The organism is bacterium (genome assembly GCA_023150945.1).
Lineage (GTDB): Bacteria > Zhuqueibacterota > Zhuqueibacteria > Zhuqueibacterales > Zhuqueibacteraceae > Coneutiohabitans.
Genome location: JAKLJX010000020.1, coordinates 21,107 through 48,017, shown reverse-complemented (window position 1 = coordinate 48,017; position 26,911 = coordinate 21,107). Strand labels below are relative to the sequence as shown.

19 protein-coding genes are annotated in these 26,911 nt (G+C 56.8%); 12 read left to right on the top strand and 7 right to left on the bottom strand.

The features are described 5' to 3' along the window. Positions 1–131: 131 nt before the first annotated feature. The 4 genes from L6R21_21680 to L6R21_21665 form a co-directional block, all read right to left on the bottom strand. Positions 132–893 carry a methyltransferase domain-containing protein gene (locus L6R21_21680; GenBank protein MCK6561818.1) on the bottom strand — a complete coding sequence of 254 codons (762 nt, stop codon included), beginning with the start codon at positions 891–893 and terminating at the stop codon, positions 132–134. A gap of 327 nt (positions 894–1,220) precedes the next feature. After that, complete coding sequence (locus tag L6R21_21675) at positions 1,221–2,417, bottom strand: uroporphyrinogen decarboxylase family protein (GenBank protein ID MCK6561817.1); 1,197 nt, start codon at positions 2,415–2,417, stop codon at positions 1,221–1,223. Between the two features lie 131 nt (positions 2,418–2,548). After that, positions 2,549–4,549, bottom strand: a complete 2,001-nt coding sequence (locus L6R21_21670) for an alpha,alpha-trehalase (GenBank protein MCK6561816.1) — start codon at positions 4,547–4,549, stop codon at positions 2,549–2,551. A 190-nt stretch (positions 4,550–4,739) separates the two neighbouring features. After that, positions 4,740–7,250, bottom strand: a complete 2,511-nt coding sequence (locus L6R21_21665) for a hypothetical protein (GenBank protein ID MCK6561815.1) — start codon at positions 7,248–7,250, stop codon at positions 4,740–4,742. Between the two features lie 554 nt (positions 7,251–7,804). Here L6R21_21665 and L6R21_21660 point away from each other — a divergent pair. Beyond that, positions 7,805–9,331 carry an IS110 family transposase gene (locus tag L6R21_21660; GenBank protein ID MCK6561814.1) on the top strand — a complete coding sequence of 509 codons (1,527 nt, stop codon included), beginning with the start codon at positions 7,805–7,807 and terminating at the stop codon, positions 9,329–9,331. A 143-nt stretch (positions 9,332–9,474) separates the two neighbouring features. On the opposite strand, the gene L6R21_21655 is transcribed toward L6R21_21660, so the two are convergent. From L6R21_21655 to L6R21_21645, 3 genes are all read right to left on the bottom strand, one after another. After that, positions 9,475–12,111: a TonB-dependent receptor gene (locus L6R21_21655; GenBank protein ID MCK6561813.1), complete on the bottom strand. Its 2,637-nt coding sequence runs from the start codon at positions 12,109–12,111 to the stop codon at positions 9,475–9,477. A gap of 210 nt (positions 12,112–12,321) precedes the next feature. Then, positions 12,322–13,395, bottom strand: a complete 1,074-nt coding sequence (locus L6R21_21650) for a FecR domain-containing protein (protein ID MCK6561812.1) — start codon at positions 13,393–13,395, stop codon at positions 12,322–12,324. A gap of 129 nt (positions 13,396–13,524) precedes the next feature. Continuing rightward, on the bottom strand, positions 13,525–14,121 hold the full coding sequence (locus tag L6R21_21645) for an RNA polymerase sigma factor (protein MCK6561811.1): 597 nt from the start codon (positions 14,119–14,121) through the stop codon (positions 13,525–13,527). A 263-nt stretch (positions 14,122–14,384) separates the two neighbouring features. On the opposite strand from L6R21_21645, the gene L6R21_21640 reads away from it, so the two are divergent. From L6R21_21640 to L6R21_21590, 11 genes are all read left to right on the top strand, one after another. Then, positions 14,385–15,491, top strand: a complete 1,107-nt coding sequence (locus L6R21_21640; GenBank protein ID MCK6561810.1) for a galactose mutarotase — start codon at positions 14,385–14,387, stop codon at positions 15,489–15,491. Between the two features lie 689 nt (positions 15,492–16,180). Beyond that, a complete protein-coding gene (locus tag L6R21_21635) occupies positions 16,181–16,486 on the top strand; it encodes a hypothetical protein (protein MCK6561809.1) in 306 nt (101 codons plus the stop codon). A 124-nt stretch (positions 16,487–16,610) separates the two neighbouring features. Further along, positions 16,611–17,777: a xylose isomerase gene (xylA, locus tag L6R21_21630; protein ID MCK6561808.1), complete on the top strand. Its 1,167-nt coding sequence runs from the start codon at positions 16,611–16,613 to the stop codon at positions 17,775–17,777. Between the two features lie 134 nt (positions 17,778–17,911). Next, positions 17,912–19,411 (top strand): xylulokinase, encoded by a 1,500-nt coding sequence (xylB, locus tag L6R21_21625; GenBank protein ID MCK6561807.1) that lies wholly within the window; start codon positions 17,912–17,914, stop codon positions 19,409–19,411. A gap of 243 nt (positions 19,412–19,654) precedes the next feature. Then, on the top strand, positions 19,655–20,161 hold the full coding sequence (locus tag L6R21_21620; GenBank protein ID MCK6561806.1) for a hypothetical protein: 507 nt from the start codon (positions 19,655–19,657) through the stop codon (positions 20,159–20,161). 166 nt (positions 20,162–20,327) lie between these two features. Next, positions 20,328–21,194, top strand: a complete 867-nt coding sequence (locus L6R21_21615; GenBank protein ID MCK6561805.1) for an aldo/keto reductase — start codon at positions 20,328–20,330, stop codon at positions 21,192–21,194. Positions 21,195–21,308: 114 nt separating this feature from the next. Next, positions 21,309–22,100 (top strand): hypothetical protein, encoded by a 792-nt coding sequence (locus L6R21_21610; protein ID MCK6561804.1) that lies wholly within the window; start codon positions 21,309–21,311, stop codon positions 22,098–22,100. A gap of 149 nt (positions 22,101–22,249) precedes the next feature. Beyond that, a complete protein-coding gene (locus L6R21_21605) occupies positions 22,250–23,011 on the top strand; it encodes an SDR family oxidoreductase (protein ID MCK6561803.1) in 762 nt (253 codons plus the stop codon). A gap of 5 nt (positions 23,012–23,016) precedes the next feature. Then, a complete protein-coding gene (locus tag L6R21_21600; protein MCK6561802.1) occupies positions 23,017–24,660 on the top strand; it encodes an ASKHA domain-containing protein in 1,644 nt (547 codons plus the stop codon). After that, positions 24,657–25,922, top strand: coding sequence for a hypothetical protein (locus L6R21_21595; protein ID MCK6561801.1), 1,266 nt, complete (start codon positions 24,657–24,659; stop codon positions 25,920–25,922). The genes L6R21_21600 and L6R21_21595 overlap by 4 nt, the downstream gene beginning before the upstream one ends. 432 nt (positions 25,923–26,354) lie before the next feature. Then, on the top strand, positions 26,355–26,681 hold the full coding sequence (locus L6R21_21590; GenBank protein ID MCK6561800.1) for a hypothetical protein: 327 nt from the start codon (positions 26,355–26,357) through the stop codon (positions 26,679–26,681). Positions 26,682–26,911: the final 230 nt, after the last annotated feature.

The following is a 26,911-nucleotide window of genomic DNA, read 5'->3' as shown; positions in this document are numbered from 1 at the left end:
GCATCGTTTGCCAAACAGATATACCTGCAATGCGGCCCGCGCGGTGAATGGGAAAAAAAGTCCGGTCGCCAGGCGGGGCCGGGCTTGTTTGGCCATTGCCGCAGGCCGCAGCGGGTGCGCAGGCGGCATACTTACTTCGTCGCGATGACCAGCATTTCAAAGTCTTCTGTGGTTAATGCTTCCGAGCGGCTGAAGGCGCCGAGCTTCGCGCCAAAAATATCGACGGTCTTGAATTCGAGCGAATTCAGCAGCCAGGTGATTTCCGAAGGCACGTAGTACCTTTCGTTGCAGCGCAGCTCCTTTTTGTTCCCCAGGTCATCTTCAAAAGAAGTCACGTTGTGGTCGCGAAAGGTCATGAGATCAAAGGTGTTTTGTCCGTAAGTGGCATTTCCTGCTTGCGTCGCCGCATTCAAGAACTCTTTGACGGAATGAAAAAGAGGAAACAGTCCGTTCAAGGTGGTGAAGATCAACTTCCCGTTGGGCTGCAACGCGCGGGCGGCGCTCTGGAGAATTTGAAAATTCATCTCGTCGGTTTCCATCAACGGAAACGCGCCCTCGCACAGCATGATGGCCACCTGGAACTCCTGCCGAAAGGGCAGATTTCTGGCGTCATGCTTCTCAAAAACGATGTGCAGGTTTTCCGCTGCCGCCTTTTCTTGGGCCCGCTGCAACTGCGCCGCGGAGAGATCGACCCCGACGACTGAATATCCTCGTCTGGTCAGTTCAATGGCATGCCTGCCGGTGCCGCAACCGATATCCAGAATCCTCTGGCTGCGGTCAAATGCGATTTCGCTTTCGATGAAATCACACTCGCCGCGGGTGCCTTGCGTGAAACTCTCGCTGTCGTACTTTCTCGCGTAGTTTTCAAACAGCTCTTCATACCATTGTTGCATGTTGATCCTTCCTCAATTTGATTCAATGCCAGTTGCCCCCATGGCCGCGTGGCAAACCGGAGGGCGGGCGCTGGCTGTGCGAGTGGAGAAGTCATTGTCCAAAGCAGGGCGAGCACACGCAGCGGAGTGCGCGTTTGGAAAATGCGGCATGCCGTCGCCTGACTGGTTTTGAGCAGGAGGGCACGAACGGCTTGGCAGGTGCACGGCAGGGCAAAGGCATCGAATTCCAATCAAGCGCGCGTTGACGCTGCGGAACCGTGAGGTAAAATTCAATACCGTTTCCGGAAAAACGATGCATTGGTTGGCTTGTGAATCACGCCACCGGCTCTATGCGCGCGCCTCGTCCGGCGAGTACTTCCCCATTTCTTCCGCCAGTTGCGCCAGCAATTCGATGTTCGCCGGCGGCGTATGCGGCGCCACCGAGCAGGCCGAGCTGAGGATGTAGCCGCCGCCCGGCTTGCCGATCGCGATCCGGTGTTGCACGTCTGCTTTGACTTTTGCGGGGCTGCCGTTGAGCAGCGTATTCACCGGATCGATGTTTCCCTTGATGAAGACTCTTCCTCCCAGAATCTTCTTCGCTTCCGCCAATTCCACGGTGCCGAGCGGCGGCGGATCGAGCGTGTCGATGCCGTTGGTGCCGGTTTGCATCATCAAATCGAGGCGGTCGCCGATGCTGCCGCATGTATGCGTGTAAATGGGAATGGCGGTGGCGGCTTTGACCTCGGTGATGATTTTTTTCTCCCAGGGCAAAACGAATTCTGCGTAGTGCTCCCGCGAGATCAAGCCGGCGCCGGCAAAGGCCGAGGAGATCAGAATCGCATCCACGCCACAGGCCGCCTGCCTTTTGGCCAGGTCGATCGCGCCCTCGGCCAGCCGCTCGAGGCAGGCCTGGCTTTTGCCGGGATCGTCAAGGATGGCCATCAAGGCGTATTCGTAGTTCAGCAGCTCCAGGAACTGCGACCACGGCGAGAACACTTCAGCATGCACGGAAATGCCCGCGCCCGCCCGGGCCTTCACCAGTTTGATGGTGTCGCAATGATATTCCGGAAAGAAATCGTCGCTGGGGCGCGGCTCGCTTTCAAAACCCCAGGTATAGGGATAGGTGATGTCGGTGAGATCCCAGGGATCGACATAGCAAAGTTGCTCGGGATCGATCTCCGCGAACGTCGGGAAGTAGCGCGTGCCATCCGCCTGGTAATAATGTGGATTGTCGTCCACCGGAAAAATGGTGTAATTGCCGTTGTGCCAGCGCAAGCGCCGCTCGCGGCTGCCGGCTTCGATCTTGTCCAGGAAGTTTTCGTAATTGGGATCGCGGCCGGGGAGATTGACCAGAATACCATCAAAACCGTAGCGCTGCTGCAGTCTGATGAGCGCCTCGGCAAAGCCCTCGGAGGTGTACCAAATATCGAGCGGCTCGAGGCCGGCGTGCAGGAAATAGTGCCCGAGCGCAAGCTGGCACATCACGGGGACACGATCGGGGACGTGCAGTGCCATCGCGCGCTGCATGCGTTGTTTGGAAGTCATCGCGGCTGCCTTGTCGTTGCTGAATTCATTTTTGCGGAGTTTAGCCTTTCGCCGCGCCATTCGCAAGCGCTTTGTGAGGCCGGCAGCTTCCGGGAGGGAATTGGGGTGCTTCTTTCTCCGCGAGTTGCGCTTCAGAAAACCCATTCCGGCGGAATCAGCCGGTTCAAGCTGTCGCGCAACTCCTGCGACAGCAGGCTGACGCCGAGTTGGTAGGAGGTGTTGGTCCAGCCAAAGCCTTCACGGGTGATATAGGAGAATTTGGTGCCGACATTGCCATACTCGGCAAAAACTTGATGCGAACGCGTGGCCACATCGAATTTTTCGGGAACCGTGCCGTTGTAGTTTGCGGCATTGAAGGTGATGGTATAAAGCCAGCGATACACCAGCCGCTGCGCGAGGCGCTCGTAACCGTAGTTGCTCAACCCCTGCCAGACCAGCATTTGATGCGGCGCCCAGCCGTTGGGATAATCCCACTGGCGCGGCGGATGGTCGGGCGTAATCTCTCCGCGTGAAGCTTCCGTCGAACCGGCAAGGCCTCCCGGTTTCTCTAACAACGGCAGCGCATTCTTCACCAGGCTCTCCGCTTGCTCTTTGCTGGCAACCGCGGCCCAGAGCGGATAAAATATCGTCGCGCTCTCATAATTCATCTGGCGGTTCTGCGCGAAATCATAGTCGAAGAACATGCCGCGTTCGGCGTTCCACAAATATTGATTCATCAGAATTTTCCTCTTTTCCGCCGCTTTGCGCCAATCCGCGCTGCGCTCCGCCCGGCCTTTGCCGAAACTCAAAACGCCGGAGAATTCCTCTTCAACCATTTTTGCGATATCCCTCTCAATCTTGTAGAGCAATGAATTGAGATCAACCGTCACGAGATCGGCGCAGCGTTTTTCCAGGCGATAACTCGTGTCGTGCCCGGATTCACGCATGGCGCGATCGTGCACAAAGTAGGCGTCGAGTTCCGGCACGTTCAGCCTGCCCGCGCGATAAGCTGCTTCAAACGCGCGGGTGGCCATGCCGTGTTTTCTGGCATAGGCTGCGAACACCACGTCAAAATGTCCGGGCTCCACTTCCGGTGGTGCGCCAAACCCGGAATCAAAGTAACGGCTCAATCCAGTTTTTGTCAGCCGATCCGGGTTCATCCACACGTTGCGATATTCCTGAATGGCGGCCGCGAGCACGCCTTTTAGCCAGGCTTTACTCGCCGCCTCTTTGGGCAGGTGTTGATAAACCGCCCATGCCATCGAGGTGAGAAACGGCGGCTGCGAGCGCGTGAGGTAATAAGTGCGATTGGCGTTCAAAATCGCGCCGTAGTGGGTGATTTCATAGACAAAATTATCTACCATCGCTTTGGCCAGCTCGACGCGGCCGTCGCGCAGAAGTCCCAGCGCGATGAAGTAACTGTCCCACCCGTACATTTCATTGAATCGTCCGCCGGGTACGACAAATGGAAGGCCTTCGTAGCCGCCGCCCTGGCGCGGCACAATTGCCAGGCTCAGAATGCCGTGCCGGCCGTCGAGGTTGCGCACGTATCGCGCGCTGATTTTGCGCGGCAGACGCACGACTTTCATTTGCCATTCCGGATGGCGCTGCGCCACGCCGGCGAAATAGTCGAATGCGGTTTGGTCGGAGGCGGGAACGTAAACGTAACGCCTACCATCGCTGGTGTTGGTTTTCTCATCGGAAAGAATCGTTTGCAAACCGGCTTCATCCACGCGCCGCGTCAATCCATCCCAAAACAACTCTTTGATCGAGCGCGACAGCCGATCGACCGGCGGCTCGAAAATGCGTGCAGCGGCGAGCTGTGCGTTTTCGTCCGGCGCCGCTTCCGCCAGCTTCAGCTCCTGCAGAAGATTCGAGAGGTGGTAGGTGCCCGAGACTTCAAACTCGCGCCGATCGGTGGTTTGCATTCGGAAGCGTTTGTCGCCGCGTTCGGTGCTGGCAATGTGGGCATCGTCAATGGTGATCTTCTTGTCGCCGTCTGTGTCTTCGTCGGCGATGAGGGCTTCGAGTGTTGTGCGAATGTTGATTGATACTTTGTTTGCCGGCTGCTGGCCGAAGGCATGGGGCAGGGGGCAAAGGGCAAGAAGAATGTGGCACGTGGTGAGCAATAAATTGTGCTGAGTTTTTTTCATGAGCAGATCACCCAAGAGGTTTGCACGGCTCTGAGGCTGGATGAAACTTGGGGTTTGATGATTGGCACTGCCGGATTAGGCAAAACCATTTTGGTTTGTAGCGTTTTCCAAATGCTTGCGAAGGAATCGTAGTCTTGCCCCCTCACCCAATTGAAAATCGCTGTAACAACGCCGTTTTGCGCGTGAACGCCTAGCGGTTGGTCAAGCGCGCAATTTGCGCCAGCGAGTATTGCACGGCAAGATCAGTCAGGTTCCAAAGCTGAATATCACAACTAGCGGGATAGCGCGAGGGCAGAAGATTGTCATTCTCAATCTTGTAGCTCCACAGCTCGTTGTGCTTGAGTCCGGAAGCTTCCACCGCCGCGGCGATGGTGTCGAGCGCCCGGTGTAATTCGCCAACGTAATGCGCGAGACTGGCATTTTTCAACTGGCCCTGCTCGTCGTACGCCGCCAGAATCTGTTTTGACAGTCCCAGCATGATCAAATTCACTTCGCGGCCCCATACCACGGTGGGGGAATGATAATGATCACGCTTGAAGTTTTCCCAGATTTCCAACGGCGCATAAACATCGTTGGCAACCAGCGGTCCGACTCCTGCCACGAATAATCCCACCGGATAGGGCCGCACAAAGACTGCGACAAGCTTCAAAACTTCTGCGGGCGTCGCTTCACGGTTCAGAATTCTTTCCGTGAAATTTTCGAGGAAAAGCAGGGTTGCCGGATCGGTGTTGGCGACCGGCAGCGGCCGTCCCTGGCCGTCGAGCGCAAGCGCGAGAAATTCGATTCCTTTGTTTGCCGCGGCGTTTTGAGCCAGCGCCTTGTCCCAACAGGCTTTTTCGTCTGGCGGCAGCCCGGCGAGTTTGGCCTGCACTTGCTGCTGCACTTGCTGCGCAGGCAAGCTGAGCCAGAAATGCTTTTTCGTGCTGCGCCAGGTTTCTACAGCAAGGCGCAGCGCTGCGGGATTGTGCAGGTATTCAGCGAGTTTGGTTTCGCGCATTTCCGGTGCCAGAGTCTGCAATCCCTCCGGTGTGAAGCCAAGCTCCTGAAGCGAGGTGGAGATTGCCTGCACAGCTTGCAAGGCATTGGGAACCCAGACCGCATTGATATCCATAGCAAAGCGGCCGCCGGCATAACCGGCATTGCTGTCGCGCCAACTGCCGGAGTGCCAGTGTTGTTCATCGCGCTTGCGAAAGCTCACCAGATTGATGGCGGTGGGATTGGCGGCATAAGGCGCGGCCGCCCGTGCGACGTAGTCGAGATTGCGCAGCAGCAAGGCCAGCCGCGTTTCGTCTTTCCCGGTCACGGCCGGCGCCAGCAGGAAACTGCGCTTGCTTGCCACAGAAACGTCTTGGCGCGCGAGATAGCGGCGGGCAAGCACCGGAAGCTGGAAATCATCATCAACCATCATGTAGTTCTCGCGCACCGCTTGCAGGTTGCTGAGCATCTCGCGACTGCGGCGCAGCAAGCTGTCTGCGCTCGCGCTGGGTGCGGCGTTGTCTGCGGCAAAGTAGGCTTTGATCAGCTTGTTGTATTCCGCGGCATTCTCGCGAATCGCCTGGCCGCCCAGTGCTTCTTCGTGACTCACTTCGCCGGCGGGATCGAGCTTGCGCAGCACGCTGGCGATCACATGCTCCAGCATCGCCGGCGACCAGATGGGCTCCAGCATCAGCGCGGACATCATCATGTCCCGGCCGAAGTACGTGGCGAAATTCGGCAGGCCCGCCATCAGTTTTTCATGATAACTCAGCAGTTCGACGCTTCTGACTTGCCGGTCGAGCCGTTGCAAGCGGGATTGCGCTGCGGAGCTGCGGGCGCTGGCGGGTTCCGCCTGACTTGCTGCGTAGAAGCGCATGAAATTCTGGTTGAAAATATGCTCGCGGGTCAGCGGCGTGAGCGCGGGCGAGTCGGTGCCAATGCGAATCGTGAGGCGGAGCGGCTGGTTCCGTATGGAACGGATGGAAGTCTGTTGCGCGTTCGGCACGACCAGGGTTTGCGTTGCCTCGGCGCTGATTTCCAGGGAGAGCAAGTTCCTGCCATCAAAGGATGGTTGCGTGACGCTCACCGTCCAGCGCGACACCTCGTTGGCAATGTCCACAGCGGGCTGCAGCCGCAGCCGCAGTTTGGCAACCGTCTGAGCCTGCAGCGCAGCGAGCTGACGGCTTTGTTCCTCTGCCGGCAGGCGCGCGAGCAGGGCGAGCAATTCGACGTATTCGTTTTCAACATACGGGTCGGCGTTGAATGACAGCAGATGCCTGTTGGAATACTGAAAGTCCCTTTCCTTGCGCATGGAGGCGAGCACAAAATGGCCCAGTTCGAGGGCGGAGGATTCCGTGACGAGATCGTATTGCAGGAATCTTCTGTTGCCTTCCGTCATCACGGCGGCGCTGTCCGAACCCCACCACAGTCTTGCCGGCCGGCCGGCGGTATCGCGTGCGGTGAAGCTGAGGGCTTCATTGCTGGCATCGGCCCAGAGATTGACCACGCGGCCGGTGTTGTGATTGATGGCCACTTGCACGGCATTGCCCGCGGCCTCGCGATAAAAGCGTGTGCGGTAGCCGTGATAGGTCGAGGTGTCATCCAAGCCGGCTTGGGGAAATTCCAGCACGGGCGTGACCGGTTGCGCCGAGGCGATCCCCAGCGGCGCGGCATTGAGCAGTGCCAGGAGACAAGGCAAAAGCGCAGTGCTTCTGAGCTTCATCATTTGACTTCCCCAAAAAGAAAATTGCGGAGCGCCTGCCGCAGTCCGCGAATTAAAGGCGGCAGCAGACGACGGAGCAAGCTGGCAAACGCCGCCAAGAGAAACAAGCGCTTTTTTAGCGGTGAAGGCGAATCGGGAGAAGAAGAAGAGCCAGCCGGTAATTGCGCCATTGCACCGGCTGGCTCACTTCGACGGAGGGTCAATTAGCAATCTTCGTTCAACAAAGAGAATTCAACCGGCTCTCAGTTCGCATCCATATATAGCGTTTTCCAAATGCGTGCGCAGGAATCGTAGTCCTGCCCCCTCGTATATTGAAAGTAGGTGATTGAGTTGAAAAGCTAGTCGTCGTCATTTTTCTTTCTTCTTTTTTGCTACTTTTTTCTTCTTTCTTTTGTGGATAGCTGTGGATATGTGGATAACTCTTCATGAGATTTCCATCATTGTTCTCCGGTAACAAAGCATGATTGCTCCCTGGTGCCTTCGAGCCCGTCCACAAGTTTATGCTTTTTTGCCAGGAGTAAAATCGTGGAATAACCTGGTGCTTTGACACCGCATTCATGAGGATGATGTTTCCTGGTTTTTTATTGCTTCAGCCATCACCTATCACAAGAAAGGAGACGACGATGCCCAATTATTACCTCGGCGGCGATGCCAGCAAAGGCTACGCCGATTTCACCATCTTGAGCACCGACAAAAAAATCGTCGAACCCAACTTTCAGTTGGATGACACCGCGGCCGGCCATCGTTCTTTGTTCAAACTGCTGCGGAGCTTTTTCGACAAGCATCCCGAGAGTGTTCTCTACGCCGCGTTTGAGAGCACCGGCGGCTACGAGAACAACTGGTACGAGTGCTTGAAAGATTTCGGCCACCATCTTGCGCTTCATGTCGCGCGGCTGAATCCCGCTTTGGTCAAAGCCGATCGCGAAGCCGGCTTGAAGCGCAATAAGACCGACGCCTTGAGTGCATGGGATGTGGCGGCCTATCAAATCTCACATCCTGAAAAAATCAATTACGAGGACGACTCCTATCCGATCTTGAGGAAACGTTGGCAGCTCATTCAGCTTTTGTTGAAGCAGAAAACCCAACTCCTCGGCCAGTTGGATTCGCTGTTGTATATTTCCATGCCCGAGTTGCTGGTCTTCTGCCGCGACGGCTACGAAAATTGGCTGCTGCAAGTTCTCACACTGTATCCGACTTACGAGGCCTTGCGCACCGCAGGTGTGGCGGGCTTAAAGAAACTGCCGTATGTGAGCTCGAAGAAAGCCGAGCGCCTCATGAAACTCATCGCGCCAGACCACAGCATCGGCGGCAGCGATGCAATTTCCGGGCAGATCATCCAAGCCGTGAGCGAACAGATTCTCAGTTTGGCCCGTCAAATCGCCGCACAAAAAAAGTTGTTGGAACAAAACTATGATGAAGCGAAAGCCGAGATCGCGCTTCTGATCAGCTTCAAAGGCATCGGCGTTTTTTCGGCGGTGGGCCTGCTCTTGAATATTATTGACATCCAGCGTTTTCCCACGGTCAAGCACTTGGTCTCCTATTTCGGCCTGCATCCTGAGATCAAGCGCAGTGGCGACGGCGTGTGGCGGGTCTGCATGAGCAAGAAAGGACGGGCAGAACCGCGCGCGATTCTGTTCATGGTGACCCTGGCCGCGATTGGTCACAATCCGTTGATCAAAGAACTCTATCAAAAACGTCTTGCACAAGGCATGCACAAAATGGCGGCCATCGGGGTGTGCATGCACAAGATTTTGCGCATTGTTTACGGGATGCTTAAACACCGGACGCCATTTGACGCGAACATCGATAGAAAGAATCAAGCGAAAGCTCACCCCGAAACGCCGGCGACTCCCAACGACAAAAAACGGCGTCTGCAAGCGTTCGACGATAATGCTCCGATCTCGCGGCGGCAAAGCCGCAGGAGAAAAGAGCAACAACAGGAGGTCAAAGAACCAACAACAGCCACCGAATCATCGCCCCAGCCCGAGCCTGTGAGCAGCGGCTGGGTGTCTTTGGGTGGGCTTCTGCAAAGTTATCCACAAGCTCTTCACAAAGTCGAGGAAAAAAGACAATTTTCCCGTTGACTTTAAGCGGAATAACTCGTGGGGCACTGTAGCAACCGCGAGTTTATAGGCTTTGACAGCCGCCCACAAGGGGCGGGGACTACAAACCTGCCCACCCAATTGAAAACCGCTGTAACGAGAAGAGTATGGGGCCGTTCGCTGCTCTACAGATCGAAGCCGACCGAGAATTTCACCGACCGCCCGAAGATGGGACGGCCATTCGGCGCCGTCGGATTGCGGGGATCACCTTCGGTAAGCGCATCGGAGTCAGTCAAATTATCGCCGTGCAGATTGAAGAAGAGTCCGGTTTTTGTCGAAACCGTGACCCCAACGTCGATCTTCTGAAAGCTATCCAATTCGATCAGATTGTCATTGCCTGAGAAGCGTTTGCCGACGAAGCGCAGTGCGCCGTAGACGTTCACGTTGAAATTTGCGGCGCGAACATCATAGCTCGGTGCCAACCGGAACTGCCAGTCGGGCTGGCGTAGAATCGAATTTCCAACGATCGTCGGATCATCGGACTCGGTGATTTCGGTTTTTTGGATGGTGGCAATGCCTCTCACCGTCAGACCGCTGGCCAGGAGTGCACCATCAAGCTCGACACCGTAGGATTTGGTCTTGAACTTGCGGGGATCGAAAGCACCGCCGACGAGGCTTTCGAATGCGTCGAACTTGGTGTAGTAGCCGGTGGCGAACAGGCTGAAGAGCTCTTGGGGCGCATATTTCAAGCCGCCTTCATATTGCCTGATGTTGTTGGTGTTGCGATTGCCGTCACGGATATCATCGAAGTGAGGAAATACGAATCCATCCGAGACGCGCCCGAACACGCCCAGCCCTTCCGAAAGGTCATAGTTCACGGCGCCTGTAAACGCCCATTGATTGTCGTTGAACGATACAGCCATATCGCGGGTACCGTCCGGGTAGCCGGGACCGGAATCCAGGGCATACTCGAGCTCTATTCGTTCAAGGCGGGCGGCCAAATCGACGCGAAGGTCAGGCGTCGCCTGCCATGATTCAGCGGCGTAACCGGCAATTACTCTTGCATCGCCGCCAGATTGAATGCCGTAAGCCCATGGGCCGCCGCCGCCAGCGTCCGCAACGTGTTGGGCGGTTACGCCCGCAACATAATCCCCATTGGCAACATTGTGAACCGGCACATGGTTGCCTAGCGTCCAGAAATCATCCGCCGACCACGACGCCTGATAAGAACCTATCGTGAGGTTATGTTGCTGCCAGCGTCTTGCAAGACTGATGTCGTTGGTGAAAGATTCAATGTCCTTCAACACGACCCAATGACCATAGTTCTGAATCCAATCCGAACCGCCAAGCTGCCGTCCGCTCATCGTTGTGACAGGACTTGTTCGCCCGAGAGCGGACACACGAATCGCGCCGCCGTTCGGTACGAATCCATAGGTGTTGGCTGCGCCCTTGGTGTAGGAAAGATTGTCGCGGACGGTCCAGCCGGCACCCAAATCAAAATCCGCATTCACTCCGCTGATGCTGCCGTCCCAGCCGCGGCCTTTGGAGAAATCGAAGATCTCGGTATCACCCTGTTTGTTTATCTGCAATTCGCGAAAGCGTGTCGCGTTGCCCAGTTGCGCGAAGTTGCCAAGGTCATTGCCGGTATTGAGTGCCATCGGCAGGATCCACTGGCCGTAGTCGTTGGTGACCCGGCTGAAAGCGTTGATTACGCCGCGATCGAAAAGTTTGGTGAGCTGTAGCGTGTACTGCTGCCCTTTCTCTGCGTTGAACTGCGCGCTGCGGATGCCCGGTGAGGTCTGAGTATAGCCGCCAGCCATGTAGTAGAGGCCGGTGGTCACTTGCCCGCTGATCACCGCGTCGACCCGCTGCAGATCATAATCGGAGGTCGAATACTTCACCCGCGCTCTAGTTTCATCACTGCCTCGCTTCAAAGTAAAATTCATGGTCACCCCCGGTTCGCCGCTCGAAAAGACGGAGTTCGGACCGCCGCGCAGCGCCTCGGACCATGCAACGGTTTCGTCGATACGGAATATCGTGCTCTGCTCGAAGAACGAGAGGGTTTCGGTGCCGTAAAGCGGCGCACCGTTGAGGGACATCGTGACGAAGGGCGCATCGCCGCCCCCCGGAAGTCCGCGAACGTCAATGTTCGCTCCGGCAACGCCACCCGAGCTTTCTGACCAGACGCCGGGAATCAATTCCATCAGATTCGCCGTGCTGCTGGGTGAAAACTGGCGGATTTCCGCCTCCTGCATCGTCGTGATGGCAAAGCTGGCCTCGCGCTTGCTCATTCCCGAGCCACCGGGCGTTCCTGTGACCACGATGGCATCCATGTTCAAGATATCCGTATTGAGCGTGAAATCCTGCGTCACCGTTTGATCCTCGCTTACAGTGACTTGTGTTGTCACGGTTTTGTATCCAATCAGGCGGGCCCGCAAGGTGTAAGTGCCGGGTGGCACGTTGGCAACCTCATACCTGCCGTTCTGATCCGCAGCGTCCCCAATGCTAGTGCCGTCAAGAATGACATTGGCGAGGGCCAGTGCTTCTCCCTTGCTATCGGTGACCCGGCCTTTGATGATGCCACCGGCAGGAGCAGCCGGCACGGGTGCCGGTTCCCGCGGCGTGATGACGAACGTGCTGGCGCCGACTTGAGAATAGGTGAGTGAATTGTCGCCGAGGGCGTAACGCAAATCCTCGCCCAGGTCGGTGGAGGCCTGTGCCAGCACATAGCCCGTGCGGCCTTCGACGACCGCATCTTCATAGAGGATGTGAATGTGGTGGGCGTTTTCTACTGCCGTGAGCGCCGCCTTCAAGGGAATCATCTTGTGCGCGGCGGGTGGGGGAGATTGGAACCCGCGGGCTTGTGACGCCAGGGTTTGGCTTCCGGCGGGCACTGCAAACAAGCACAGCGAACAGACCAAAGCGAGAGGCCTTAGCCATTGCATAAGAAACCCTCCTTGAACTTGTGACTGTGGTTAGTTTCCGCTTTTCCTTCGATTCGGTGAAAGACTCCTGAAATATTCCGGTTTGTTTCAAATGCCAAAGATGATGACCTGCCCTTGGCGCACGACGCGGGTGCGCAGCGCTTTGGCCAGCGCTTTGGTGATGACGTCGAGATTGCGGTTCTCCAGCGAACCGGAGAGCGTGCGCTGCAGCAAGCGCTGGTCCCGCACTTCCACCTTCACGCCGTAGGTTTCTTCCAATCGGCGAACGAGGTGCTCGAACGGCGTGTCCTCCAAAACCAGCTCCTCGCGCCACCACGTCGTGTAAAGGCCCAGGTTGACCACCTGCGGCCGCAAGACACTGTCGCCCTTTTGAAACTCGAGCAGTTGCTGCGGCCGCAACAGAGTCTCGACCGCTGGTCCTTGTCCAACCGTGGCGCCTTCCGCCACTGCAACTCTGACCCCGCCTTCGGCCACCACCACCCGCGTGCCCCGGCCGCGCTCATGCACGACAAAGCGCGTTCCCACCACTTGAATGTCGCCGTCTTCCGTGTGCACGATAAAACCATGCTGCGGCCCGGCCGGGCGAGCGGCGACCTCAAAATAAGCCTCCCCCTGCAGCTCGAATTCCCGCGGCGTCGTTGCGTGCCAGGTTGCGGGATAGCGCAGGCTGGAATGCGCATTCAAAATGATGGTGGTGCTGTCCGGCAGGTTGATGCGTGCGCGCTGGCCGAAATCAGTGGCAACGACTTGCCGGTCCGGCTCCTGGTGAGTTGTAGACAGGGGCAGGCTGTGCCACAGCCAAAAGAGCAGCAGCGAGGCTGCGATTGCCAAGCCGCCGAAGCGGGCCCAGATCAGGCGCTTTTTGGCGGACGCTGTGCGCCGGCTGGCGAGCGGCCGCAGGGAAGCGGTTTTGGCGGCCGGCAAGGACAGGCGCGCGCGGAGCTTTTGCCATTCCTGCTCGACGTCCGGCAGCGTGGCCGGGCGAAAAGCCGCCTTGCCCCACAACGCCAGGGCTTGCTGATGAATAATCTGGTGCTCGGGCTTGGCGTTCAGCCAGGCTAGCCATTGTTGCAGTTCTTCGCTGCCGGCTGCGCCGGCGAGCCAGCGTTGAAAGGATTCGTCTGACAACAGAGATTCAACCTCGGGGATTGGTTCAGCCATCTCATGGTCTTTCTGTGAAATCATGAATTCGTCAGCCACCTTCGACATGTGCCTCCCACATCCACCTTCTAAGAGATGGGAATTGGCGAAATGTAACGGTCGCTTTTTGAAATTTTTTCAGGCGGGGAATCACCGGCGGGGGAACAGGAGGGCGCGCAATCGATGGAAGGCCTCGGACACGTAGTTGCGCGCCACCTGCGGCGTGACATTCATGATCGCCGCAATTTCGCGATAGGGCAGGCCATCGTAGGTTTTGAGGTAAAGCGCCTCGCGCAGCCGCGGCGGGATGTCCTGCAGGGCCTGTTGCAGCGCGCGCCGCTCCAACTCGTCACTTTCCTGCATGATGACGAAATCCTCCGGCGAAAAACTCTCTGCCGACTCAGCGAGCACGTGTTGCTGACCGGATTCCAGCCGCTGCTGCTGCCTGGCCAGCGCCTTGAGCAGATGGCGGCGCAGCGCGACCAGCAAATAAGCGCGCGCCGAATCCGCCGGCGAGAGCGTGGCGCGCTTTTCCCAAAGATAGGCAAAAACTTCCTGAACGCCGTCTTTGACCAGCTCGGCTTGCCGGGTCAGCTTCAGGCCGTAATCGTAAAGCAGGGGATAGTGGCGGTGGAAGAGCGCGGCCAGCGCCTGATCATCGCCGGAGAGCATGCGCTGCCACAGGGCTTGATCATCCTGCCTGGGTTCGGCTCTTCCTTCGTGGTCATGCCGTCTGTGCGGAAGCATTCAACCAGTGATTGAGGATGGTGAAGAGTGCGGCACAATTTGCATCGCGGCGCTCAAAATGTCAAGGCTTTCATGCCGATCCTCCCGCCGCGGGCCTCGTGCTGCCGGAGGCCTTTGCGATATTGTGTTTTCCCGCACTTCGATAGCCGCGTGAACCATCTGCTATAACCGCAGATTCCAGCTTGATTGTTTCACACCGGTTTTGCACTATCTTGCGGCAATGAAATTCTCAGGCTATGAACTTCAACTGCAGGCATGGCACTATGTCAACCTCTCTCATGAACGATGGAAAACTGCCGCACCTCACGGTGCGCTGGTTTGGCAAAACGAACCGCGGGCAGGAAGTGCTGCTTTATGCTCTCACCAATGCGCAGGGGAATTTGTTGGAGATTACCAACTACGGCGGCATCGTGACCCGGCTGAGGCTGCCCGATCGCACGGGCAAATCCGATGACGTGGTCCTGGGATTCAACACGTTGGAAGAATACGTCAAAGATTCGCCGCACTTCGGTTGCATCGTCGGCCGGGTTGGCAACCGCATCGCCAACGGCGAGTTTGTGCTCGACGGCAGGAAACATGTCTTGGCAAAGAACAACAATCCCGCCGGCATGCCGTGCCATTTGCACGGTGGATTGGTGGGGTTCGACAAGGTGGTTTGGGAGGCAGTGCCGCTCATCGCGAACGGCGATGTCGGCCTGAAATTGTCATACCTGAGCCGCGCTGGCGAGGAAGGCTATCCGGGAAATTTGGCGGTTCAGGTGATCTACTGGTGGACGAATGACGACGTCTTGCGGATTGAGTATCATGCCACCACTGATCAAGCCACGCCCGTGAACTTGACGCATCATTCCTATTTCAATCTCAAAGGCGAAGGCCGCGGCGATATTCTGGACCATGTCCTGATGATCAATGCAGACGAATACACCCCTGTGAACAAGGGTATGATCCCAACCGGTGAGCTTGCGTCCGTGGCTGGAACGCCATTTGATTTTCGCCGGCCCACTGCAATCGGCGCCAGCATTGCCGCGGATCATGAACAACTGCGCAACGGCCTGGGTTACGATCACAACTGGGTCTTGAGAAAGCAAGCCGGCGCTTTGGAACTGGCCGCCACCGCATATGAGCCGGTCTCGGGCCGCTTCATGGAAGTCTGGACTACCGAGCCCGGAATGCAATTCTATAGTGGTAACTTTTTGGACGGCCACCATATCGGCAAAGGCGGCGCGCCTTATCCCTTTCGCGGCGGCTTCTGTTTGGAAACTCAGCACTTTCCTGATTCGCCCAACCATCCCAACTTTCCCAATAGCATTCTCCGGCCGGGAGAAAAGTACAATTCCACCACGCTTTACAAGTTCCTGCTGAAGGAGTGAGAGGGCGCGCGAAAAGCCAGGGCGGTGTCGTGCCACTTCCGTGAAGACGAACGAGATCGTACCGGCGAAGTTCGAACTGGCGCAGAACGATTTGAGCCCCTTTTCATCGGTGACGGCCATACCCTATGCGCTCGAGGCACACTCCGATGCACGGTTGACGGGTTATGAGGCTTTCGAACGAGAAGCATAAACGTTGCCGCCGGGCATTTTCTGCAAGCACTGCGCTTAGAAAACATGGCCGGGCAGAGCGACATGACTTTGGAGCCAGCCGTCAGCGCGTTGACCGGGCCGGTAAAGATCTATTGTGTCGCGCCCGAGGGACAAGCTGGGCAATCCGGTGAGACCTGCCAACAACCATCGCAGCCGCACGCGCGCGCGTGCGCACCGGCGATGCGATCATCATGCGCGGTGAGTGCTATCGCACCGGCAGATTGATTCTGAATCAGGGCAGCACGATTCGACCCTATGCTGCAGAGCTGCCGGTTCCAAAGCGAACGTATGTGGCAGACAAGTGAGAAAATCTCGGCAACGGCATGTGACGGCGAAGTGGGCGCGGCGATTTCCCTCCAAACCAGGGGAATGGTGGCGGCGAAACCGCGAAGGCAAGAAAGCGCCGATATGAAATTTCCCAAGGCGCGATTTGTGTTGGCAATGATTTCGCCTTTCAGCGGGACGCCTGGCGCGTTGCCATGAATGTCGCGGTCGATTATATCTGGTTTGCCCGGGACGATTGGGCGGTTCTGCAATCCAATCGCCTGCTCAGCTTTTTTCATGCGCAGGGCCTCGGTACGTATGGCAATCTCTACACCCTGGCGGGCAGGAAGTTGGGAGACGATCACAGCTCCGGGTTGGTGGCCATGAGCGCCGTCGCTGCGCTTGCGGCAACGCATGAGATTCGCAAAGAGTTTGTGGCGGAATTGTGGCAGACCCCATTTCCCGCGGTCGGGGCAGGTATGATGATGGCTTGCTCTACCTGCTGGCCATGCTGCAAGTGAGTGGCAACTTCCGGATCCATGATCCGCTCGGCCAGGCAGTTCCAGCTTGCTTGAATGAGACAAAATGATGATCTTTGACTCGCAGCCGTCACCTGTTCAACATTCAATCGCAAGGAGATGAACCATGTCGAACTACCAACCTCGCGCCGAGCATCAATTCACTTTCGGATTGTGGACGGTCGGCAATATCGGCCGTGATCCGTTCGGCCAACCCGTGCGGCCGGTGCTCCCGCCGGTCGAAATCGTTCATCTGCTTGCTGAAGTCGGTGCCTATGGCGTCAACCTGCACGACAATGATCTGGTGCCAAGCGATGCCACGCCGGCGGAGCGCGACCGCCTCGTGCGCGATTTCAAGCAAGCGCTGTCCGCAACCGGCATCGTGGTGCCGATGGCAACGACGAATTTGTTCGGCGATCCGGTTTTCAAAGACGGCGCCTTCACGGCGAACGATCCGAAAGTGCGTGCTTATGCGCTGCACAAGACCATGCACGCGATCGATCTCGGTGTCGAGTTGGGCGCGAAGACTTACGTGTTTTGGGGCGGTCGCGAAGGGACTGAGACCGACGCCGGCAAGAATCCCCTGGCAGCGATCCAACGCATGCGCGAGGCCATGAACTTCATCTGCGACTATGTGCGCGCCCAGGGTTATGATCTCAAACTCGCGCTCGAGGCTAAACCCAACGAGCCGCGCGGCGACATCTATCTCGCCACCACGGGCCACATGCTCGCGTTCATCGCCACGCTCGATCATCCCGAGATGGTGGGCGTGAATCCCGAAGTGGCGCACGAGCACATGGCGGGCCTGAACTTTCTGCACAACGTCGCACAAGCGTGGGACGCCGGCAAGCTTTTTCATATTGATCTCAACGATCAGAACTTTGCGCGGTACGATCAGGATTTTCGTTTTGGTTCGCACAATTTCAAGCAAGCGTTCTTTCTGGTGAAATTTCTCGAAGACGTCGGATACGCCGGCCCGCGCCATTTCGATGCCCATGCCTATCGCACCGAAGACGTGGCGGGCGTCAAAGATTTTGCCGCCGGCTGCATGCGGACCTATCTCATCTTGAAAGAGAAAGCCGCGCAATTCAACACCGACAAAGAAATTCAAGCGTTGCTCGCGGAGATCAATTCCGAAGTTCCGGCAATGACTTCATTGCTCGGCAAATACACCGCGCAAAAAGCCGCGGCGCTCAAGGCGCACACCTTCGACCGCGAAGCCATTGCCAAACGCGGCCTGAAATATGAACGACTCGATCAATTCGTGTTTGAACTGTTGATGGGAGTTCGATAACCAGTTATCAGTTATTAGTGATCAGTCATCAGTGTTCAGTTTACGGACACTGCATAATGCTGATCACTGACCATTGTTTACTGATGACTGAATACTGGCCACTGACAACTGATAACTGAACACTGGCAACCAACATGACTTACCTACTCGGTATCGACACTTCGACCACGGCGACCAAGGCGCTGCTTATCAATGAGGAGGGCAGCGTCGTCGCCGTGGCGGCCACAGAATATCCTTTTGGCTCTCCCAAGCCGGGATGGACGGAGCAAGACCCAGCGCTGTTTTGGAATGGAACGGTGCAAAGCATTCGCGTCGTTCTAGCCCAAGCAGGCATTTCCGGCAAAGACGTTGCCGCCATCGGCCTGACCGGCCAGATGCACGGGATGACCCTGCTTGATGCGCGCGGCGAAGTCATTCGCCCGTGCATCCTGTGGAACGACCAACGCACCGCGGCGCAATGCGAATTCATCACCAAATTGGTCGGGGCCGAGCGGGTCTTGCAGCTCACCGGCAATCCGATTCTCACCGGGTTCACCGCGCCGAAAGTCGTCTGGACGCGCGAGCACGAGCCGGAGAATTACCGCCGCATCGCGCACATTCTGCTGCCCAAAGATTATGTGCGCTACCAGCTCACCGGAGAATTCTTCAGCGATGTGGCGGATTCTTCCGGCACCTCGCTGTTCGATGTCGGCAAGCGGCGATGGTCGGAGGCGATGTTGCACGCGCTGCAAATTCCCCGGGCGTGGTTGCCGGAAGTCACCGAGTCGCCGGTGGCCAGCACAAAGATCAACGCGGTCGCGGCGCAAGCAACTGGACTGCTCGCCGGCACGCCGGTGGTTGCCGGCGGCGGCGATCAAGCCGCGCAAGCGGTCGGCACCGGCATCGTGCGCGAAGGAACGGTTGCCGTGACCATCGGGACTTCGGGCGTCGTGTTCGCGCAATCGGATTCGTATCGTGTCGAACCGCAGGGACGGCTGCACGCGTTCTGCCATGCCGTGCCCGGCAAATGGCATCTCATGGGCGTCATGCTGTCCGCCGGCGGCAGCTTTCGCTGGTATCGTGATGCGCTCGCGGCGAAGGAGTCTTATGATGCTTTGATGCAAGGCGTGGCTACCGTTGCTGCAGGAAGCGAAGGCCTGTTGTTTCTGCCATATCTCACCGGCGAGCGTACGCCGCATCCCGATCCGCATGCGCGCGGCGCTTTCATAGGTCTGAACATTCGTCACGCACAGCCGCATCTGGCGCGCGCAGTCATTGAAGGCGTGACCTTTGGATTGCGTGATTCATTGGAACTGATGCGCGGCTTGGGCGTGCCCACCCAGCAGGTGCGCGCTTCGGGTGGCGGCGCCAAGAGTGCAATCTGGCGGCAAATCCTTGCCGATGTTTTCAATGCGGAGATTGTCACCGTTAATTCCACCGAAGGTGCGGCTTACGGCGCGGCATTGCTGGCCGGTGTCGGCGCCGGCATTTATCCCAGCGTCGAGGCTGCCGCCGATCATGCGATTCGAATCACCGGCACACACCAACCAACGCCGGAGGTGAACGTGTACGCCAAATACTATGCGCGCTATCAAGCCCTCTATCCGGCGCTCAAAACCGCGTTCGCCGCGCTGGCAGAGATGGCGAGTTCGTGATCAAGCTTGGCAGAAGCGTGCTCCGCCAGGCAGGGTCCCAAACCCGATTCCGCCAACGGCGTTTAGCGGTCGCGTGACAATCAATATGAAAGTTCAAATGAAGCCTCGCAAACTTGACAATGTGGGGATTCCTTATTTGGCGGATATCCCCAGCGAGGTGGCCGTCCATCTGGAAGCGCCGATCGTGGGTATTACGTCCTAGCCCGACGGGGCGATGGACGGTCGCATTCACGTTGGCAGGTTTTGAATGACGCCAAACCGGTGGCCGTGCGTGAGATTGTCCATATGCCAGAAACCAAGTTTGAAACCAGCGTGCTACGTTTCTGTGAGCGTGGACCATTGCGTTACGAGTGTGCCGCCAGAACCGTCTGGGCGATTGCTTGGAAAGGCCAAGTGCGCTGTGAGCGCTTATTGATGCGGCGTGAACGCGACGGTGCGACGACCTATTCACTCAGCACTGAACCCCAGACCACACCGTTCCGCACTCTGGCGCCATGGCCCTGCGAACGCTATTTTGTGGAACACACCTTGCAAGATCTCAAGAGCGAAGACGGCTGGGATGAACTCGCCGCACGCAAATACCGCGCATGGACGCATCACACAGCTTTGGACGCGCTGGCCTTGTGGTTCGTGGCGCGGACCAAACGCAATTGGGCAGAAAAGTATCCGCCGGATCCGCACTGGGTGGAGCAACTGCAAATCGAGAAACTGCCCATTTTGTCAAATGGCCAATGTCCGTCTCTTACTTGAGGCCGTTATGCTTTGCCAAAATTGAGCGAGGAACAAGCGATCAACTTGGTGGTCAAGCACCTGGTGAATCGCTCCGTTTCTACACGCAGCCGCAAGAAAAAATGTGCCAAAGAATGAAAAAGAAGTCGCGGGAATTCAACTTAACATTGTCAAGATAGGTGTCATCATGAAAAGACGTGAGTTCATCAAGTACACAACTGCCACTGCGGCCGCCGCGACCCTTTCTCCGGTGATGCAGGTTCTTGCCGGCGAGAAGATTAAGAAAAACGCGCATGATATCGTGAGGCTCGGCAACACCGGCATCAAAGCCTCGCGGCTGGCGATCGGCACCGGCACCGGCGGGTTCAATCGGCAATCGAATCAAACGCGCAAACTGGGCGTGCCAGGACTCGCTGATTTGCTGCGCGCGGCCTATGAACAGGGCATCAACTTCTGGGATTCCGCGGATCAATACGGCACGCATCCACATCTGAAAGAAGGACTGAAAGGCATCCCGCGGGAAAAAGTCGTCATCCTCACCAAGACGCACGCCACGACGGCCGATGAAATGAAAGCCGACCTGCAGCGTTTCCGCAAGGAAATCGGCACGGACTATCTGGACATCGTTCTGTTGCACATGATGACGAGTGGCGATTGGCCGATGCGAAGGCGCGGGTCCATGGAAGTCCTGGCAAAAGCGCGCGCGGATGGCGTCATTCGCGCGCATGGCGTCTCCTGTCACACACTCGCAGCATTGCAAACCGCGGCGCAGTCGGATTGGGTGCAAGTTGATTTGGCCCGCATCAACTCCGCTGGTACCCAAATGGACGCGGACGTTGCGACCGTCGTAAAAGTTTTGCAGAAGATGCACCAGGACGGCAAAGCCATTGTTGGCATGAAAGTCTTTGGCGGCGGCTGGCTGCGCGACCGGCCTGATGAGAATTTGAAATTCATTCTCGATCTTGATTGCGTTGATGCTTTTACCATCGGCCTGGAGAGCCAGGACGAAATGTGGGATCTGCTGCAGCGCATTCCTGCGGCGAGTGTACCATGACGATCGCAGTGACGAAGAACGATCATCCCTGAGTTTTTGTCTCATTCCTGCTTTCGCCGCGATGAATGCGAACCGTGGCACAAGCGCTTTTGCAACCCTTCACCGAGAATGCGCATGAGATTGTCGATCTTTGCTGGGCAGTCCGGCATCTGTTTCGCCGTGGTGCTGCTGGCACATCTGGCGCGACCCGGTTCCTCGCTGGCGGAAGACGGTTATCGGCTTTGGCTCAGGTATGATCTCATCGACAAGCCCGAGGTGCGGACGGCATATCGGGCTGCGCTTACCGAGCTGGAGATCACCACTCTTTCGCCAACGCTTGCAATTGCCAAAGAGGAATTGCGCATTGGACTCCTTGGGCTGCTGGGGAAGTGCCCTCCCTTTGTGCCGGCAATCACCCACAACGGCGCTTTGATTGTTGGCACGCCGCAAAGCTCGAAGACCATTGCCAGGCTCGATCTTCAAAACCGGCTGCAAGCAGCAGGTGCAGAGGGTTTTGTCATTCTCGCCACCACAGCCGAGGGGAAGAGCTGCACCGTTGTAGCCGCGAACAGCGATATTGGAGTTTTGTACGGCGTTTTCCACTTGCTGCGCTTGCTGCAAACGCATCAGAGTCTTGACGAGCTGTCATTCGTCAGTGCGCCCAGAATCAAATTGCGTTTGCTGAATCATTGGGATAACCTCGACCGGACGGTGGAACGAGGTTATGCGGGATTCTCATTGGGGGACTGGCACAAACTGCCGAATTACCTTGACCCTCGCTATAAAGACTACGCACGTGCAAACGCATCAATCGGAATAAATGGTACGGTGCTCACCAATGTGAATGCCAATGCCTGGGTGCTCACGCCGGCTTATTTGGAGAAGGTCGCGGCGCTGGCGATTGTCTTTCAGCCTTTCGACCTCTAAATGTATCTCATCGCGCACGGTACCCAAATCTTCACAGAATTCCTACTGGATGACTGCTGTGGTGGATGGACTTTTCAAAGCAACTGTGCACCGGCAAGATTGGTTGCCTCCCGTGAACGGAAGAGTCGAGCCTTGGAGCTGATGAACTCATGGCAGTCATGTATGAAGATCTCATTGACAAGAATGTTTTGGTTACCGGCGGTGCCAGTGGGCTTGGTTTTGCCATTGCGCAGGCATTTGTCGAGAACCGGTCGAAGGTTGTCATCGTTGGCAGGGATGCGGAAAAGCTCACGCGCGCCCAAAGGGAATTGGGCGAGCAGGCGGTTTCCCTCGTGTTTGATTTGAACGAAATCGACCGCTTGCCGGAATTGCTGTCGCAGATCAGCAATGCCGTTGAGGCGATCGAGGTGCTGGTCAACAACGCGGGCATCAATTTGAAGAAAGAGGCGCTGGCGGTTTCCAATCAAGAGTATCAGGCCATCGTGCACACCAATCAGACCGCGGTGTTCGCGCTGACCAGAGAAATCGCGCGGATCATGGTGGCCCGTGGCAGCGGCAGCGTTATCATGATCGGCTCGATGGCCACCCACTATGGCGTTCCCCAAGTTGTCGGTTATGCGGCCGCGAAATCCGCGGTGGAAGGCATGACGCGCGTGCTGGCGGTGGAATGGGCGTCGCATGGCATCCGCGTCAACTGCATCGCGCCCGGCTTCATCGCCACGGTGATGTCTGCAAAAGCTTTTGCAGACGATCCGGAGAGAAAAGCAAGAGCACTGGCGCGCACGCCCATGGGAAAATTCGGCGAACCCTCGGAGGTGGCCAGTGCGGCGCTGTTTCTGGCATCAGCACAGGCGAAATATATCACCGGTGTCGTGCTCGCGGTTGACGGCGGCAATTCCATTGGATTCTGAAACACATGAGCATTGATCTGCACTGCAATGATCAGCATGCCCGCGTCGCGCCCGGCTCCTCGCTTTTCGAATATGCCGAGTCGATGGGCATTCGTGTGCCGACCTCGTGCTTGCAGCAGGGGAAGTGCAAGGAATGCCTGGTGGAAATCCTTGCCGGTATGGAATGCCTTTCCGCACCGGTGGCGCAGGAAAAACACCTGCGCGGCAATTTCCGGCTTTCCTGCCGCACGCGCATTGTCACGGACTCCGGCGTCGTGCGATGCCACACGTTGCGGCGCGGCAATATGCGCATTGAAACGCGTGCGTTGCAACTTCCGGTGGAGCATCAAAACCTGCGGCTCGATCCGGCAGTGACGCGCGATGGTGAGCGGATTCTGCTGAAGGGCGAAGAAATTGATCACAGATCGGGTCCCCTTTACGGGCTGGCGGTGGATTTGGGAACGACAACTGTCGTCCTTCGGCTTTTGAATCTGGAGACCGGCGAAATCATTGCCGATACAGCTTTTGAAAATCCACAGCGATTTGGCGGATCGGAAGTCATGTCGCGCATACATTATGACTCCACCCATCCCGGCAAGTTGCTGCAGCGCACACTCGCGCGCTATGTGAACCATGCTCTCGCAGAGTTTCCGGTGGACCCCGCTTCGATCTATGAAGTTGTGGTTGCGGGAAATTCCACCATGCGCGATCTGTTCTTCCGGCTCAATGTGCATTCCATTGGACAAAGCCCTTATCAATCCCTCACCGAACAGGAAATGGCGGGCGCCTTGCGGACTACGACCAGCTTGACTGCCACCGCAAGGCGTCTGTTGCTGCGGCTGAATCCCAAAGCGCGAGTTTACGGTTTACCCATCATCAGCGGCCACGTCGGCGCGGACGCTGCTGCCTGCATGTTGGCCGTGAATCTGGCCAACGAAGAGCGTTTGGTTGCGATCATGGATATCGGTACCAACACCGAGTTGATTGTCGGCAACAAACACAGGATTCTCGCGGCCTCCTGTCCCGCTGGACCGGCATTCGAAGGCGGCAATCTTTCTTGCGGCATGCCGGGATTGCCGGGCGCCATTGAAAGAGTGAGAATCAACGACGAGGGGAAAGTCGATTACAGCGTCATCGAGGGCAGTGAGCCGGAGGGCATCTGCGGTTCCGGGCTGATCGATTTATTGAGTGAGCTGCTGCGCACCGGCCAGATCAACCCGCTCGGGCGGTTTGAGCATGGCGACAAGTGCTTCGTACTGCATGAGAACAGCGCTCACCAGATTTATTTGAATGAAGGCGACATCAACGAACTGGCCCAGGCCAAGGGCGCCAATGTTGCGGGCCTGCAGATTGCATGCGACCAGTATGGCATCGGATTTCAAGACCTGAAGGTCTTTTATTTGGCGGGCGGATTTGGCCGGCATTTGAACATCGATGCGGCGCGACGAATTGGCCTGCTTCCCAATATCGACACCGCGAAGATTCTGCAGGTCGGCAATGCCGCCATTGAGGGTGCTGGCATGGCGTTGCTCTCGCGCTCAAAACGCGAGGAATTGGAAGGCCTGGTGAGGAAAGTGGAGCATTGCCGCCTGGAAACGCATCCCAGGTTTTTTGACTATTTTGTTGAAGGATGCCAGTTCAATCCCATTGCAATGTCACTGCAAACATGATTGAGTTGCTGGACACACAGCCTGATACGAATATTCAGGAAGACGAATACAAGCGTCTGCTGGGTTATCCCCGCGATTATGAATTCCCCGAGCGCTCACGAGAACTGGCTGATTGGGCAAGACAATGGTACGCGGAAAACGGTCGGCCGTGGATTTATGCCCGGCAAACGGATCGGCTTGCTGTTCGCAATGGACGGTTCAGCCTCGAGGGCGTGGAATTTTCATCGCAGAAGGTGCTTGCGTTATTGCGCAAAGCGCAAGCGCATGCGGTGATCATGGTGGCAGTGAGTGCCGGCAGGGAATGCGAAGAAAAGGCGCGCCAGCTTTGGCTGGAAGAAAAACCGGATGAGTACTTCTTTTTGGAAATCTACGGCTCGGCGGTGGTCGAGCATTTGATCACCGCCGCCGGCGCGCGCGGCTGCGCTTGGGCTGAGCAAAATGGCATGGCGATTCTGCCTCATTACAGTCCGGGCTATCCGGAGTGGGAGATTGCCGATCAGCACAAACTGCTGCACCTGATTCGCCCGGAAAGAATCCGGAATGAAATTCGTGTATTGGAAACCGGCATGCTGCAGCCCAAGAAATCCCTGCTCGCGGTCTTTGGCGTCACACAGCATATTGATCAGGGGCGAAGCCCCAGAGATTTGTTGCCGTGCGAAAGTTGTTCCATGCGCGCGTGCCAATACCGCCGCGTGCCTTATGCCCGGTCGCGTAATCAGACGGAGGCGGTGATCCGTTTGCAGCCGCACGGTGATCGAATTTCCGGCAGCACGGCCCGAGACGAATCAAATCTCGACCGCAATGAAAAGTACTCGATCAATGTTCGCGCGCTGCAAAAGTGGTCACGAGAGCGACTGCAGCTCAACGTTCTGGCTGACCGTTCGGTGCAGGCACGATTCCGTTATGCGGGCACGACCTGCTCGAATTTAGGGCGACCATTTGAGTATGATTATCATGTCACGCTGGCCTCGGCAGCAGAAGGTCACCGAATCATCGCGATGAGCTGTGCCCCGGCGCCGGGCGATACCGGCCATGCTTTCATGTGCGAATATATTCGCAGCGCCGCCGCGCTCGAACAGGTCATTGCCAACGAAAAGCCGCTGCTGGGCTGCTCTCTCAATGAAGTGTTGAATTGGAATCGCGAGTTCAGTCCTTCGGGATGCTTTTGCGTCGCAGTAAGCCGTAAACACAAGTGGGGACTGGTGCTGGAAGTGATTCACTACGCCCTGGCGCAGGATGAAAAGAGAAGGAATGCTGTTTAGGGAGTGCGCAAAATCAACTTGGAATTTTGTTGTAGCCCTGCCCCCTGGCGGGGCACTGTCGTGATGCCGGATTTGCTGGTTAAAACAGCGACCCTCAAGGCGCCGAGGCTACCTGAAATGGGAATTTGTTTTTGCGCGACCGATTAGATGATTAATGTGCATGACCAGCAGAAGGGATAGAGTCAAAATCATTGTGGTCAAAATGATTAAAAGCTTTCGAGTGATTTTGACCCAGATCATTTAGACGAATGGCATTCGGCTCTCGCCCAGTTCGACTGGTCATTCGCATTATTCCATTTCTAAACCACGAGTGAGCGCTCATGGAGCGCAACCAACCCGCTCTTATCGGTGGTGCAAAAGGTTGAGGGCGTTGCATTCTTTTTTTCTCGACAATTCGACAAAGGGAATCATACAAATCCTGGAGCCTCAGTCATGACGAAGCTTTGCGATGTCAATCAGGCGGCAAAAGAGAAATTGTTGCCGCAAGTCAACGACAAGTCCGGCATTGGCGTGCATTACCTCGATGCCTTCCTCAAACCGATGAACACGACGCTCGCGGACGGCACCCGCGTGTCCTGCAAGCGCAAAGGCTTGAAAATCACCCTGACTGCCGGCACGAAGAAGGGCGAAGGTCTGATGCGAAGGCTGGAGGTCAGCAAAGACCCTGTTGTCATGTTGCAAGCCGCGCTGCAAGAGGCGGCGCACGCGGCGGGAGTTGAGCTAAAAATCACGGACGCGGAAATATTCATCGCCGGATGAAGGCACAGGTTGGCACATTGCGGTCGTCTCATACTGCCAGCCAGCAAGTCGGTTTGGGACAAAGCGATTGAAAGCGCTGGGATGAAGTCTCGGCTTGGTTAGAAGCTTGTGCCTCATTCTGTTGAAAGGCATTTCCGCCACCAATTCTGGATGAGAAGCGCCGGGATTATTCTTCAGGATTACCAAGGCAATTGCTATGATCCAAAACGCATTTCTTGGAGGATGCAACG

Coding starts and splice junctions, on each gene's coding strand:
- L6R21_21680 (MCK6561818.1), bottom strand. CDS start 893: ATGCAACAATGGTATGAAGAGCTGTTTGAAAACTACGCGAGAAAGTAC.
- L6R21_21675 (MCK6561817.1), bottom strand. CDS start 2,417: ATGACTTCCAAACAACGCATGCAGCGCGCGATGGCACTGCACGTCCCC.
- L6R21_21670 (MCK6561816.1), bottom strand. CDS start 4,549: ATGAAAAAAACTCAGCACAATTTATTGCTCACCACGTGCCACATTCTT.
- L6R21_21665 (MCK6561815.1), bottom strand. CDS start 7,250: ATGATGAAGCTCAGAAGCACTGCGCTTTTGCCTTGTCTCCTGGCACTG.
- L6R21_21660 (MCK6561814.1), top strand. CDS start 7,805: ATGAGGATGATGTTTCCTGGTTTTTTATTGCTTCAGCCATCACCTATC.
- L6R21_21655 (MCK6561813.1), bottom strand. CDS start 12,111: ATGATTCCCTTGAAGGCGGCGCTCACGGCAGTAGAAAACGCCCACCAC.
- L6R21_21650 (MCK6561812.1), bottom strand. CDS start 13,395: ATGGCTGAACCAATCCCCGAGGTTGAATCTCTGTTGTCAGACGAATCC.
- L6R21_21645 (MCK6561811.1), bottom strand. CDS start 14,121: ATGCTTCCGCACAGACGGCATGACCACGAAGGAAGAGCCGAACCCAGG.
- L6R21_21640 (MCK6561810.1), top strand. CDS start 14,385: ATGTCAACCTCTCTCATGAACGATGGAAAACTGCCGCACCTCACGGTG.
- L6R21_21635 (MCK6561809.1), top strand. CDS start 16,181: ATGAATGTCGCGGTCGATTATATCTGGTTTGCCCGGGACGATTGGGCG.
- xylA (MCK6561808.1), top strand. CDS start 16,611: ATGTCGAACTACCAACCTCGCGCCGAGCATCAATTCACTTTCGGATTG.
- xylB (MCK6561807.1), top strand. CDS start 17,912: ATGACTTACCTACTCGGTATCGACACTTCGACCACGGCGACCAAGGCG.
- L6R21_21615 (MCK6561805.1), top strand. CDS start 20,328: ATGAAAAGACGTGAGTTCATCAAGTACACAACTGCCACTGCGGCCGCC.
- L6R21_21610 (MCK6561804.1), top strand. CDS start 21,309: ATGAGATTGTCGATCTTTGCTGGGCAGTCCGGCATCTGTTTCGCCGTG.
- L6R21_21605 (MCK6561803.1), top strand. CDS start 22,250: ATGGCAGTCATGTATGAAGATCTCATTGACAAGAATGTTTTGGTTACC.
- L6R21_21600 (MCK6561802.1), top strand. CDS start 23,017: ATGAGCATTGATCTGCACTGCAATGATCAGCATGCCCGCGTCGCGCCC.
- L6R21_21595 (MCK6561801.1), top strand. CDS start 24,657: ATGATTGAGTTGCTGGACACACAGCCTGATACGAATATTCAGGAAGAC.
- L6R21_21590 (MCK6561800.1), top strand. CDS start 26,355: ATGACGAAGCTTTGCGATGTCAATCAGGCGGCAAAAGAGAAATTGTTG.